At 60.6% G+C, this 13,360-nt stretch carries 12 protein-coding genes; 8 read left to right on the top strand and 4 right to left on the bottom strand.

Features of this window, described 5'->3' with window-relative positions:
• Positions 1 to 116: 116 nt before the first annotated feature.
• Genes ACQZ5N_RS11665 through ACQZ5N_RS11650 form a run of 4 tightly spaced genes read right to left on the bottom strand, consistent with a single transcriptional unit; the run spans position 117 to position 3,607 of the window.
• A complete protein-coding gene (locus ACQZ5N_RS11665; protein WP_104679970.1) occupies positions 117 to 854 on the bottom strand; it encodes an ABC transporter ATP-binding protein in 738 nt (245 codons plus the stop codon).
• Positions 851 to 1,696 (bottom strand): ABC transporter ATP-binding protein, encoded by an 846-nt coding sequence (locus ACQZ5N_RS11660; protein ID WP_174046508.1) that lies wholly within the window; start codon positions 1,694 to 1,696, stop codon positions 851 to 853. Before ACQZ5N_RS11660 ends, ACQZ5N_RS11665 begins: the two co-directional genes overlap by 4 nt.
• A complete protein-coding gene (locus tag ACQZ5N_RS11655) occupies positions 1,683 to 2,582 on the bottom strand; it encodes an ABC transporter permease (protein ID WP_020809292.1) in 900 nt (299 codons plus the stop codon). The genes ACQZ5N_RS11660 and ACQZ5N_RS11655 overlap by 14 nt, the downstream gene beginning before the upstream one ends.
• Complete coding sequence (locus ACQZ5N_RS11650; protein WP_425644724.1) at positions 2,579 to 3,607, bottom strand: ABC transporter permease; 1,029 nt, start codon at positions 3,605 to 3,607, stop codon at positions 2,579 to 2,581. The genes ACQZ5N_RS11655 and ACQZ5N_RS11650 overlap by 4 nt, the downstream gene beginning before the upstream one ends.
• Before the next feature lie 206 nt (positions 3,608 to 3,813).
• Here ACQZ5N_RS11650 and ACQZ5N_RS11645 point away from each other — a divergent pair, with 206 nt between their 5' ends.
• The 8 genes from ACQZ5N_RS11645 to ku all read left to right on the top strand — a co-directional run bounded on the left by ACQZ5N_RS11645 (position 3,814) and on the right by ku (position 13,358).
• The gene (locus ACQZ5N_RS11645) at positions 3,814 to 4,527 is read left to right on the top strand and encodes a FadR/GntR family transcriptional regulator (RefSeq protein WP_003521787.1); all 714 of its coding nucleotides are present in this window, start codon (positions 3,814 to 3,816) and stop codon (positions 4,525 to 4,527) included.
• Between the two features lie 67 nt (positions 4,528 to 4,594).
• Positions 4,595 to 5,575 (top strand): mannonate dehydratase, encoded by a 981-nt coding sequence (locus ACQZ5N_RS11640; protein ID WP_003521785.1) that lies wholly within the window; start codon positions 4,595 to 4,597, stop codon positions 5,573 to 5,575.
• A gap of 78 nt (positions 5,576 to 5,653) precedes the next feature.
• Complete coding sequence (locus tag ACQZ5N_RS11635) at positions 5,654 to 7,240, top strand: ABC transporter substrate-binding protein (protein WP_448732963.1); 1,587 nt, start codon at positions 5,654 to 5,656, stop codon at positions 7,238 to 7,240.
• A 227-nt stretch (positions 7,241 to 7,467) separates the two neighbouring features.
• The gene (locus ACQZ5N_RS11630) at positions 7,468 to 8,571 is read left to right on the top strand and encodes a hypothetical protein (protein WP_448733036.1); all 1,104 of its coding nucleotides are present in this window, start codon (positions 7,468 to 7,470) and stop codon (positions 8,569 to 8,571) included.
• A 189-nt stretch (positions 8,572 to 8,760) separates the two neighbouring features.
• Positions 8,761 to 11,100, top strand: a complete 2,340-nt coding sequence (locus ACQZ5N_RS11625) for a bifunctional diguanylate cyclase/phosphodiesterase (RefSeq protein WP_448732962.1) — start codon at positions 8,761 to 8,763, stop codon at positions 11,098 to 11,100.
• A 203-nt stretch (positions 11,101 to 11,303) separates the two neighbouring features.
• Complete coding sequence (locus tag ACQZ5N_RS11620; protein WP_448732961.1) at positions 11,304 to 12,197, top strand: SDR family oxidoreductase; 894 nt, start codon at positions 11,304 to 11,306, stop codon at positions 12,195 to 12,197.
• Positions 12,198 to 12,240: 43 nt separating this feature from the next.
• A complete protein-coding gene (locus ACQZ5N_RS11615; protein ID WP_448732960.1) occupies positions 12,241 to 12,528 on the top strand; it encodes a hypothetical protein in 288 nt (95 codons plus the stop codon).
• Positions 12,525 to 13,358, top strand: a complete 834-nt coding sequence (ku, locus tag ACQZ5N_RS11610) for a non-homologous end joining protein Ku (protein ID WP_104679976.1) — start codon at positions 12,525 to 12,527, stop codon at positions 13,356 to 13,358. Before ACQZ5N_RS11615 ends, ku begins: the two co-directional genes overlap by 4 nt.
• Positions 13,359 to 13,360: the final 2 nt, after the last annotated feature.

Raw genomic sequence — 13,360 nt, 5'->3', positions numbered from 1 at the left:
CGTCCGTTGCCGGCGATTGGCCGCTGCCGGTCGGGCGAAATCCCCGAAATTACGCCATGGGAGAAAGCGGGCGGCCGTGGATGGGCCGCCCGGTGTGAGCGTTGTGGGGGAGATCGTTACAGGAAACTGCTTTCGAACAGCTCGCCTGAATAGGCCGAATGGGTAACGCCCGCTTCAAGATCGGCCTTGGTCAGCTCATCGACAAAAACGCCGTTCTGCATGACTAGCACCCGGTCGCACATATGGGCGATCACCGCGAGGTCGTGGCTGACGAGAACGAAGGTGAGGTCGCGTTCTTCGCGCTGGTCGGCAAGCAGGTTCAGGATTTCCGCCTGGATGGAGACGTCGAGCGCGGATGTCGGCTCGTCGAGCAGCAGGATCGGCGGTTCGAGGATCAGCGCGCGGGCGATTGCCACGCGCTGCCGCTGGCCGCCGGAAAGTTCATGCGGGAAGCGCTCGGCGAAATGTGGGGGCAAGCCCACCTGTTGCAGGGCGGCAGGCACTTTCGACCAGCCATCGCCAAGTCCCATGGCGCGGATCGGTTCGGCGAGGGCCCGGCCGATGCGGTGGCGTGGGTGCAGCGAACCGTAGGGGTCCTGAAACACCATCTGCGCCAGTTTCAGTTCGTCGCGACTGCGGGTCTTGCCGACCGGTTTGCCGTTAAAGCTGATGGAGCCGGTCCAGCCGGCTTCCAGCCCCGCCAGCGACCGCAGCAAGGTAGACTTGCCGCAGCCGCTTTCGCCGACGATGCCGAGCGTTTCACCCCTGTTGACCGTGAGGCTGACGCCGCGCACGACGTGATTGCGGTTTTCCCTTGCGCCGTAGACGACGTCGAGCTTGTCTACCGTGATCATCGCATCACCTCCGCATCGATGGCCTGACGGTCCAGCACCCTGAGACGCCGCACCGGATTGCGGGGATCTGGCATCGCCGCGATCAGGCCCCGCGTATAGGGATGCTGAGCATCTTCCAGCTTGGTCAGCGTTTCCACGACGCGCCCGCCATACATGACCAGCACGCGCTCACAGAAGGCCGCGACCATGCGGATGTCATGGCTGATGAGGATCAGGCCGGAATTATTCTCGCGCACCATCTCGTCCAGAAGCAAAAGCACATCCTTGCGGACGCTGACATCGAGGGCCGAGGTCGGTTCGTCGGCAATGACCAGCTTGGGCTTGGCGAGCAGCATCATGGCGATCATCACGCGCTGGCCCATGCCGCCCGATATCTGGTGCGGATAAAGCGCCATCACGCGGTCGGGGTCGTTGATGCGCACGCGCAGCAACATGTCGCGTGCTGCACCTCTCGCCGCCTTGCCGGTCAGCGCCAGATGCAGTTCGGCGGCCTCCGCCACCTGCTTTCCGATGGGCAGCACCGGGTTCAGCGAATAACGCGGGTCCTGCATGATAAGCGCCATCTCGCTGCCGCGGATCGCACCCATCTGCCGCTCGGATTTTTCGAGCAACGGTTCGGACAGGAAATCCATCCGCTCCGCCGTCACCGTTGCGCTTTTCGGCAGGAGCCGCATGGCGGCCCGGCCGGTGGTGGATTTTCCGGAACCGGACTCACCGACTATGCCGACCCTTTCGCGCCCGACGTCGAAATTGACGTTGGACACCGCCGGAATGGTGTTGCGGCCGAAACGGACATTGAGGTCGCGGACCGAGAGGATGGGGGAGCTATCAGGAACGGGCATGACGCGGATCCAGAAGGTCGCGCAGCGTATCGCCGGCGATGTTGAAGGCAAGGCTCGTCAGCAGGATGGCGATGCCTGGCATGACGGCGACCCACCAGTAGTCGAGCATGAACTTACGGCCGCTGGAGATCATCGCGCCCCATTCCGGCAGCGGCGGCTGGGCTCCGAGACCAAGGAAGCCGAGTGAAGCGGCCGTCAGGATGATGCCGGCCATGTTCAGCGTCAGGCGAACGATGACCGAGGGAATGCACATAGGCGCAATGTATAGAAAAAGGATGCGCAGCGGCGAAGCGCCATAGAGACGGGCGGCGGCGACGTAGTCGGTATTGCGCACGACAAGCGCTTCCGCCCGAGCAAGACGCGCAATCGGCGGCCACGCGGTCAACGAGATCGCAATGATCGCCGTGCCGAGGCCGGCGCCCATGGCGGCCGCAAAGGCAAGCGCCAGCACGAGCGAGGGGAAGGACAGGACGATATCGGTCGCGCGCATCAGGATCGCGTCGGTTCGCCCGCCGAAGAAACCGGCCATCACGCCAATGGCAAGGCCGATAGGACCGACGATGACCGAGACTGACAGTACCGTCTGGATGGTGATGCGGGTGCCGTAAACAAGCCGGCTGAAAATATCGCGGCCGAATTCGTCGGTTCCGGCGAGATGTGTCCAGCTGGGTGGTTGAAGCGCGTTTTCCAGAGCCTGACGGGCAGGATCGTAAGGCGCGATGAGCGGCGCGAAAATGGCGACCAGAACCAGAATGGCCAGAATGGCGAAGCCGAACATTCCAAGCGGTTCATCCGCGAGCTTTCGAAGTGTCCGCGCGGTGGTGGTTGAGATGCGCGACAGGGCGCTGGGACGATCAACGGTGTTGTTGTGCGCGATATCGGTCATCGTGCGGCCTCCCGTGTACGGGGATCGAGCGTGGTGTAGGCCAGATCGGCGAGGAAGTTGAGCAACATGAAAATGAAGCCGATGACAATCGTGGCGGCCAGAATCGCATTCATGTCGCCGATGAGCAGCGCATTCGTCATGTATTGGCCGATGCCGGGCCAGGAGAAGACGATCTCCGTGACCACGGCGCCTTCCAGCAGGTTGCCATAGGAGATCGCCAGCACGGTGATGAGCTGCACGGCGATGTTGGGCAGCACATGGCGGGTTATGGTGCGTGCGGGGCTGACACCCTTGGCCCGTGCCGCGATGACGTAATCCTGGCTGAGCTGTTCGAGGGTGAAGGCCCTCGTCATGCGGGTAATATAGGCCATGGCCATATAGGCGAGGATGATCGCCGGCAGGATGATGTGTCCAAGCGCATTCCAGAAGATTTCCGTCTCGCCCGCAAGGAGGGTGTCGACGAGCATCAATCCCGTATTCGGCTCCACAAGGCCTTCGTAAAAGACATCGACCCGGCCGGGCCCCGCGACAAGGTTGAGGTTTGCATAGAAAATCACCAGCCCGACGATGCCGAACCAGAAGACCGGTATCGAATGTCCCACCAGCGCAAAAACGCGCGCGAACTTGTCGATGAAGGTGTCGCGGAAGAGGGCGGCGGCGAGACCGAGCGGGACGCCGATGACCGTCGAGATGATGATCGCCAGCGTGGCGAGTTCGAAAGTGGCGGGGAAAGCCTGCGCCAGATCGCGGGTCACGGGGTTGCCGGTCAGGATCGCAATGCCGAAATCGCCATGCAGCAGGCCGCGCAGATAGATGAAGAATTGCTGGTAAAGCGGCAGGTCGAGCCCCAGCCGCGCTCGCATGGCCTCATAGGCCTTGGGATCGGCAAGTTCGCCGACGATTGCCCCGACCGGATCGCTCGGCATGACCCGGCCAATGATGAAGGTGATGCAGAGCAGGATGAAGAGGCTGACGATCAGTTGCAGAAAACGATGTCCAAGCCCGCGCAGTGAGATTTCCGTCATTGCTGGCCGCACTTTCCTGTGAGAACGCCGTCAGCGGCCGAGCCATTGCGCACTGCTCGCCACAGACGCGCAATTCTCCTTTGCAAAAACTCTTGATGGTACTTCATCCCAACTCCTCCCTGAGCTAACATGAAAACATATGATGTGCGACAATGTCATAATATGAGTAGCGAAGGGATTCGTATTCTGCAAGAGGGAAGAGTGGCATGATGGGCGACAAAGCGAGGCCGCGGGAGAGGCGGGCACAACAGATCATCGATAATCTCAGCGCAGAAATTCGCAGTGGAAAACTGAAAAACGGTGATCAACTTCCCACCGAACCGGAGCTTGAACGCAGCTACGGCGTGAGCCGCACCGTCGTTCGCGAGGCGATCGCAGATTTGCGTTCCGCCGGCTATGTCGTTCCCATCCAGGGCAAGGGGGTTTTCGTCAGTAATGCCAGTGAATGGGCCGGCGTGAAACTGACGCAATCCGAAGTCGGAACCATTGCGGAAACGCTGGAAATGCTGGAGTTCCGGCTTGCGACGGAAGGGGAGGCGGCGGCAATCGCCGCCTATCGCCGCACCGCCCAGCAGGAGGCAGCAATCTCTGCGGCGCACCGGAAAATGGCCCGCGCCATCGATGCGCGTGAAACCACTGTCGATGCCGATTACGAGTTTCACACGGCCATCGCGATCGCCACGAACAACCGCTTTTATCTGGAGGCTCTGCGTCAGTTCGGTTCGCGCTCTATACCGCGCGGACAGTTCCCGACGCTGCCGGAAACCGGTGACGCGAATTATCTTCGCAAAGTGCAGGCCGAGCACGAGGCAATCCTGCGCGCCATCGTCGAACAGGATCCGGAAGCGGCGCGAAAAGCTATGCGCGAACATATGCTTGCGAGCCAGCGCCGATACAGGTTGCTTTCAGAAGCGCAATAGCATCTCGACACTCATCTTATTTCATGCGATGTCATATGATGACTTGCATGGAGAGAGGAGAGAATCGATGTATGTCGGCACCCAGGTTGCTGCGCGCGATGACGAGGATTTTAAGGTTTGGGCGCAGCTCGGCGTCAAAAATATCAACGCGGATCCGCCCGGAAAGCCCGCGAGCTGGACTTTCGAGGACTTTGAGCGCCACCGTGACAAGGTCGAAAGCTTTGGCCTCGTTCTCGACATGGTGCAGTTGCCGCTGCCGTCGCGGCCCATCGAACAGGCGTCGTATCCCGATATCCTGCTTGCCGGTCCTGATCGCGACCGGCAGATCGATGCCGTCTGCACGATGATAGAGAATATCGCCAGGGCCGGAATCCCTGCCGCGAAATACAATCTCAACCTCATCGGCATTCCGCGCACCGAAATGGAGCGCGGCCGCGGCGGCTCGCTCAACGAGGCCTGGCGCTGGGACAAGGCGGACCATGATGCAGCGCCGGGTCTCGCTGGCGTTCTTTCCGAAGACGAGAACTGGGAACGCATCGATTACTTCCTCGAGCGTGTGGTGCCGGTGGCCGAAAGCAACCGCGTGCGCCTGGCATGCCATCCGCATGATCCCTATACGCCGCCGGGCTACAGGGGCGTCACCCGCGTTCTCGGCACGGTCGAGGGGCTGAAGAAATTCGTGCAGATGCGCGAGAGCCCCTATCACGGCCTGAATTTCTGCCAGGGGTCGATCGGCGAGATGCTTGACAATCCGCGCGAGGAAATCGACGACATTATCAGGTGGTTCGGCAGCCGCGACAAGATCTTCAACGTCCACTTCCGCAATATCAGCGGCGGCAAACTCTCCTTCATGGAGACGTTCCCCGATGAGGGCGACATGGACATGGTGCGTTCGCTGAAACTCTATCACGAACTCGGTTATCGCTACATGATCATGCCAGACCATGTGCCGACGATTGCCGGGCGCGATGCCGTCGGTGTCGCTTTCGCCTTCTGCTACGGCTACATCGCCGCGCTGATAGAAGCGCTTGATAACAAACATCTATGACCGTTCTGACCCGCGACGCCGCGCTGCGTCGCGGGCTTTTTCACAAACATGAATTACCGATCTGTAGGAGGAGCAGGTATGAGAAAATCATTGATCCGTCTCGCATTCACCACGGCCCTGGGCGCCATGCTGGTGCAGGCAGCGCCGGCCTTGGCCAAAACACCGAATGACCAGCTTGTCATCGGAACCTCGCTGGCTCAGGTGCTGTCGCTTGATCCCCATCAGGCCACCGAAGGAAAAGCCAACGAAATCATGTCCAACCTTTATGACCGTCTGATTTCGGTCGATGGTTCGGGCAAGGTTTCTCCGCAGCTTGCCGAGCGCTGGGAGATAGATGACAAGGGCATCACCTTCCATCTTCGCGAAGCCAATTTCGCCTCGGGCAATCCGGTAACCTCGGCAGACGTCGTCTATTCGCTCAGCCGGCTGTTGAAGATGAACCAGGCGGCCGCGGCCAACCTCAAGCGCGTTGGCTATAATGCCGATAATGTCGACAAGCTGGTGAGCGCGCCGGATGAAAAAACGGTACGCATCGATCTTTCCGGCGAAACCACGTCCGAGCTGCTTCTTTACCGTCTGGCCATGGTCATTGCCAGCGTCGTCGACAGCAAGGAACTCAAGTCGCATGAAAGCAGTGGCGACTGGGGCAATGGCTGGCTGAGAACCAATTCCGCCGGTTCCGGTCCCTTTACGCTCAATCGCTGGTCGCCCAACGAGATCATCATCCTCGAGGCCAACAAGAATTATGTGGCCGGCAGCCCGAAAATGCGCCGCGTCATCGTGAGGCATGTGCCGGAAAGCCAGGTGGAGCGCCTGATGCTGGAGCGCGGCGATATCGACATCGCCAGTGCGCTGACGGCTGCCGACCTTGCAACCTTCAACAACAAGGAAGTTTTCCAGATCCAGCGCGTGCCGACGGGCGGCTTCTACGTCCTGTCCATGAATGCCGGCAAGGAGCCCTTGTCCAACCCCAAGGTCCGCGAAGCGATTGCCTATGGCATCGACTACAAGGGCATGGAAAAGACCATCATGGGTCCCTATGGCCGGGCGCGCACGGTGCCGGTGCCGGAAAACTTCGAATACGCCATTCCGAGCCCCGACTGGAAGCTCGATGTGGAGAAGGCGAAGGCCCTCCTCAAGGAGGCCGGTTATGAGAACGGCTTCACGCTTAATCTGAAAACGATTGCACAGACGCCGCGCATCGATCTCGCCACCGCAATCCAGGCCTCGCTGAGCCAGATCGGCATCAAGGTCAATATCCAGCAGGGTAACGGTTCGGACGTGATTGCCGCCCACCGCGCGCGGGATTTCGATCTGCTCATTCCGCAGACCGGCGCCTACATGCCGAATGTGCTGGGCTCGATGGAGCAGTTTTCCAGCAACCCCGACAATTCGCTGGCAGCCAACAACGCCGGCAATTTCGTCTGGCGCTCGGCCTGGGACATTCCGGAACTGACGGCGCTCACGGCAAAGGCTTCGCTGGAGCCGGACGCCAAGAAGCGCGGGGAAATCTACACCCAGATGCAGGAAATGTTCGTCGCCCAGAAGCCGGCGGTGCTGCCGATGTTCGAGAGGTTTGAGCCGATCGTGCTGAATGCGCGCGTGAAGGATTATGTGGGCCATCCCAGCCAGACGACCCGGCTGGAAAAGGTCACGAAGGACTAAGGGCAAACCACAGCCTCTGAAAAACTGTAACGGGCGGTTTTACCGCCCGTTTTTATTCGCCGCCAGGCGTGAAGCCCGGCCGGGGCGGTGAATTATCGTCATTATCCCGGAATTTCGGGGGTTTTCTCAAGGAGTTCACCGGGTTAGATCGTCCGATCACTATTCCTTCCGTCGGGCGAGAGTCGTGAACTCCGCTCACCCACCTCCCGAAGAATGCGTTGACGACCATGAACCTTGCACAGATAAAACTTCCGTCGCGGCCGCTGAGCCTCAAACGTGGCGTCATTTCAGTGCCGGCAGCCTATTATTTTTCCATTCCGGTGCTTCTGGTCATCACGGCCGTCATGCTCGTCGCCGAAGGCCCGGGCATATTGCGCGACTATCAGATCAGCAAAGATCCGCTGGAGATTGAAAACGGCGATATCAGCGGCAGCTGCAAGACGCGCAAGGCAATCTTCACGACCTGTGAGGCGGATCTTTCCTATGACCATGCGGGTGTGAGCTACAAGAAGGATGTCGAGGTCATGTTCGTCGATTTCCATTCCGGCGATTATGAAACCGGGCTGGTCATCTCCGCCAAGAACCCGGAACTCGCAACGATTTCGCTGGGTCTCGACATGCTCTGGAACCGCATCATCACGCTCGGCGTGTTCGTCGCCCTGCTCGGTTTCGGCAGTTTGGCGATGCTGTTCACGCTTATCCGGGTCCTGCGGGTTCGCCTGCAGCTGCGCAAACCCGCACCGTTGACCGTCATTCCGGTGGCGCTGACGGCGGTTGCCGAAAAACGCAGCCGTCTTTTCGTCACCTATGCCGATACGGTAAGGGACGATAAAACCAAGCGGCAATCCTTCACGCATCTGGAGCGGGGTTGCATTCCCGTTGTCGTCGGCCATACCGGCAAACATGATGTGGCGCTCGCGGTCCTGCATGGAAACAGCGCCTTGCCGGTCCTGCTCGATGATCAGCTGGAACGGATCGACCTTACGGAGCAGGAGCGGGCGGAAGCTCTGACATCGCTTGCCCCGTTGGTCGCGCGTGAGACACAGGAGGCTGCAGCGGCCCAGGCCTCGGCGATAAAGAAAGGACCGGGCCTCCTGCGCAGACTGGGGACTTTCGTTGCCATCGTGGCTGTCATCGTCGTCGCGGTTATCGGTTATTGGCTGTGGTACGTCACCAGCGCCCCGTCGCAGTTCAACTCGCCCGGAATGGACATCAACAACATGTTGCCGGCAGCGCTCAACCAGTGGGGATGCGCCCGTCTGCAGGAGCGTTTCGCCGATGGCCCGGCGCCTTTCGGATGCACCGCAGCCGATTATCGAAGCTGGAAATAAACGGCTTTTCCTTTGGTCCCCGTCGCGTCGCACGCGAAAAACCTTACGGGCCGCCGCGTGCGGCCCGTTCCTTTCTGTACGTTGCAGAACAGATCGTTACATTTATCATTAGTTGCATTAGAGATTTATAAATAAACCACTCCCATAGTGCCACCGTGAGCGGTTCTTCAGAGGCTGGGAGAGTGCGTCATGTTCACGGTTCTGGAATGCGTTGTCGTACAACACGACCGGGTGGTCGTGCTTCTTGCGGCTGTTATCTGCCTGCTTGGCATGTTTGCTTTTTTTCATCTTTTATTGCGTGCGGAGGAAAGTCCGGCTGGCCGCAAGCCCTATTGGGTGCTGGTTGCCGCCTTTGCCGGAGGGCTCAGCGTCTGGGCCACGCATTTCGTCGCCATGCTCGCCTATAAGGGCGCGGTCCCGATTGGTTATGATTTCGCCTTCACGGCTCTTTCGGCGGTTCTTCCGGTTTTCGGTTTCTGGCTGGCGCTCACCAGCCGCTCGCAGGCCGCTTACAGCCCGGCGATCGTCGGCACGCTGGTCACGCTGTCGGTTGCCGTCATGCATTTCGTCGGCATGGCGGGAATGGATGTCGCCGCCACGATCAGCTATCGGTGGGGGCCGGTGCTGGGTGGTTTTGCGGTTGCCTGGGCGTCTTTTCTCCTCGCCTTTTTCCTTTTTCGCCGCCTCGGCTCCTGGCAGCGCATCGCCGCGCCGGCCGGATCGGCGATCTTCGCGATCTGCGCGCTGCATTTCACGACCATGTCGGCCACGGTGCTTTCGCCGGATCCGTCCGTGTCGGGGCCGGACCCCGACAATGTCGCCCGGCTGATCATGATCTGCGCCATTTCCGGCGTCACGTTCCTGATCCTGTCCACCACTGCCGCCGCTGCTCTTGTGGATCGTTACCTTGTCGATCTCAAGGGTCTTGTGGATGCGACGCTCGATGGTCTCGCGGTCGTCCGCGATGGGCGGATCGTGGAGCTTAACACCCGCTTTGCCGGCCTTCTGGGCCGGGAGGAAGCGTCGCTGGTCGGACAAAACCCCGACGATCTCTTCAAGGCCATCGACGGGCAGCCCGCTTATCTGCCACGCCACGCACCGGTGGAGGCGGTTCGCGAGCGCGCCGGGCAGGCGCAGATATTCGAGCTCGGCGTACGCACGATCGAATATCGCGGCCGCCCCTGCGAGGTAATGGCTATCCGTGACCTGACGGAAAAGCGCGAAGCGCAGCGGGAAATCGAATATCTCGCCCGTCACGACGTCCTGACGGGCCTGTCCAACCGCACCATGTTCCAGACCCGTCTTCACCAGCAGATCGAGCATTGCGACGAGGAGGACGAATTCGCGCTGCTGGCGCTCGACCTCGACCGGTTCAAGGCGGTCAACGACATATTCGGCCATGCCGAAGGGGACCGCGTTCTGAAAAAGGTTGCCGCCATTCTCGATGAATGCGCAAGGGCAGGCGATGTGGTCGCCCGTCTCGGCGGCGATGAATTCGTCATCCTGACTGCCCGGCACACCAAAGCGGAAGAGGCGCGCCTGCTGGCCGAAACGATCCTTGGCATGTTTGCGCTGAAGATGAATGTTGCCAACGATCCGACCTCCGTCGGCGTCAGCATCGGCATCGCCGTCTTCCCGCGGGACGGGAAGGACCATGAGAGCATCATGCACGCCGCCGATCTGGCGCTCTACCGCGCCAAGGTGGGCGGGCGCGGCATATTGGCCTTCTACGATCCGGTGATGGATCAGGAGGCGCGAGAACGCCGCCAGCTCGAAACGGATTTGCGGCTTGCCATCAATCGCAACGAGCTGCTGTTGAATTATCAGCCGGTCCTTTCGGTCGAATGCGGCCAGGTCGTCGGTTACGAGGCGCTCGTGCGCTGGCAGCACCCGACACGAGGTGTGGTGCCGCCGGATGTCTTCATTCCAATTGCCGAGGAGAGCGGTATCATCATCTCGCTCGGTGAATGGGTGCTGCGCGAGGCCTGCCGTCAGGCGGCCGGCTGGGCGCCGCACCTGAAGATCGCGGTGAACGTTTCGCCATTGCAGTTTTCGCTGGCCAATCTCGGTCATGTCGTCTGCACCGTGCTGATGCAGACCGGACTTTCGCCCAACCGGCTGGAACTGGAAATCACCGAAGCCGCGCTTCTGAAAGACCGCAAGGCGACGTTGATCATCCTCAACCAGTTGAAGGCGCTCGGCGTCGCCATCGTCATGGACGATTTCGGCACGGGTTATTCCTCGCTCAGCAACCTGCAGAGCTTCCCCTTCGACAAGATCAAGATCGACCGCAGCTTCATCGCCGCCATGAGCGACGATGACAATGCCCGCGCCATCGTGCGCGCGGTGATCGGCCTCGGCCGCAGCCTCGATCTGCCGGTGACGGCGGAGGGAATTGAAACGGATGCGCAATATCGCATGGTGGTCGACGAGGGCTGCGCGCAGGCGCAGGGTTATCTCTTCGGCAAACCGGATGTCGCGCCTGCTCAGGTCGTCAGCGCCACCACACGGAAGAAACATTCCGTTTGATAAAAAGAGGTGACGGCGCAGACGCCGTCGCCCCGCCTTTCCCACATCCCATGGAACGAGAGCGACGGCAGATCGTTAGGCTTGCGTATGGCGCGTCCATGCCGCGGTTACCCCGGCGACACCGGCGATCAGCATGACGGGATAGTTCGATTGCCTGTCCTGAACGCGCCTCGGATGCACCTCTATCGATGGGAGAGACCGCGATGACAGACCGCCTCGAGCCTCAGGATCCACGCAGCCAATATCCGCGCCCGCCCTTTTCGACACCGACCCAGGAGATGCCGGGTCTGGTGACGAATATGACGCCTTTCCCCGATCATGGCGAAAAAAGCTATAAGGGCACCGGCAAGCTTGCCGGTCGCAAGGCGCTGATTACCGGCGGCGATTCCGGTATCGGCCGCGCGGTTGCCATCGCCTTCGCGCGGGAAGGCGCGGATGTGGCGATCTCCTATCTGCCGGAAGAAGAATCCGACGCCGAGGAGGTCGTGGCGCTCATCGAGGCGGAGGGCCGCGTGGCGGTCGCGCTGCCCGGCGATATTACCAACGAGGCCTGGTGCCGCGAACTGGTCGAGAAAGCGGCCGGCGATCTCAACGGGCTGGACATTCTGGTCGTCAACGCGGCAAGGCAGCAATATCGAGAAAGCGTCGACGACTTATCGACAGTCGATTTCGATCTTACCATGAAGACCAATCTCTACGCACTGCACTGGATAGCGCAGGCGGCGGTTCCCCACCTCAAGCCGGGCTCGTCGGTAATCACCACAGCGTCGATACAGGCTTATGAGCCCTCCGCCATCCTGCTGGACTACGCCACCACGAAAGCCGGCATCGTTGCTTATACGAAAGCGCTTGCAAAGCAGCTTATCGAAAAGGGCGTGCGCGCCAATTCCGTCGCCCCCGGCCCGTTCTGGACGGTTCTTCAGCCAAGCGGCGGCCAGCCGGACGAGAAGGTGAGGAATTTCGGCAAGGACAGCGATTTCGGCCGCCCGGGACAGCCGGTGGAACTGGCGCCCGTTTACGTGCTGCTGGCGTCGCAGGATGCGAGCTTCATCAATGGCGAGGTTTATGGTGTGACCGGCGGCAGGGGCATTGCCTGAGGCGATGCCCGCTAATGCCGGATAGGCCTTCGAGGATTTCGAAATGAAACGGCAGTCAGAACGTTCAGACAGAAATTTGAAGAGCTTCGATGTTCGCGACCGGCTGATACTGGCGCTTTATGCGCAGTTGAAGGCGGAGCGGCAGACCCGCGAGGCCATGGAATGGGTTATACGCAATGGCGGGCTGTCGACGGAGGTGCTGGAAGCCATGGCGTCCGATCCGGTGCCGGTTCTGGCGGAGGCGGACGTGCCCGCCATCGAGCGTATTCTGGCCAAGGGCCGACGCGGAGACATGTCTTCCCGCAGCGATGACGAGGGACGACGGACATGAACCGGAGAGCGAGCTGGAGAGGCCATCTGGCCTTTGCCGATTTCAACTGCGAAGTCGGCCTTTATTCCGCGCTGACCTCGGCGGAGAAAATCTCTTTCAATATCGTCAACCGCAAGACCGGCCACCGCGTCGAGCGGCAATATGTAGACAGCGATACCGGCGACGCGGTTCTCCGCGAGGATCAGGTCAAGGGATACGAGCTGGACAATGGCGACCACATCGTCATCGAGGGAGACGAGATTGCGAAGCTGATGCCGGAAAGCGACAAGGTCATCAGCGTTAGGCATTTCCTGCCCTGTGACGAGATCGACAAGCTTTATTTCGACAAGTCCTATTATCTCGCGCCGAGCGGGGAGGGCGGCGAAGAGGCGCTTACGCTTCTTGCCAGGGCAATGGACGACGAGAATGTCGCAGCTCTCGGCGAAGCGGTGCTTTTCCGCCGCAACCGTGTCCTGCTGATCCGTCCGAGCGGTAAGGCTCTCGTCGCTACGACGCTGAACTTCAGCTACGAAGTCCGTTCGCAGACATCCGTCTTCAAGTCGATCCCCGATATCGAGTTCGATGAGGAAATGCTGGAGCTGGCCGGTCACATCATCGAAAAGCGTGCGGGCACATTTGACCCGGCAGACTATAGCGATCGATATAATGATGCACTCGCAGAACTCGTGAAAGCCAAGATCGAAGGCCGGGAAATCGCCAGGCCGCCGCCGCGCAAGGAAGACAATATCATTGATCTCAAGGAGGCCCTGCGTCGCAGCGCGGGGGCCGAAGCGGGCAGCAGGAAAAGGGCGACGGCAGCGGGCCGCAAGGCCCCGCGGAAAGCGAGCTGATC

Source organism: Agrobacterium sp. 22-221-1 (assembly GCF_053522445.1).
The sequence above is the reverse complement of the archived record's forward strand: the minus strand, read 5'-3'. Positions and strand labels throughout refer to the sequence as shown.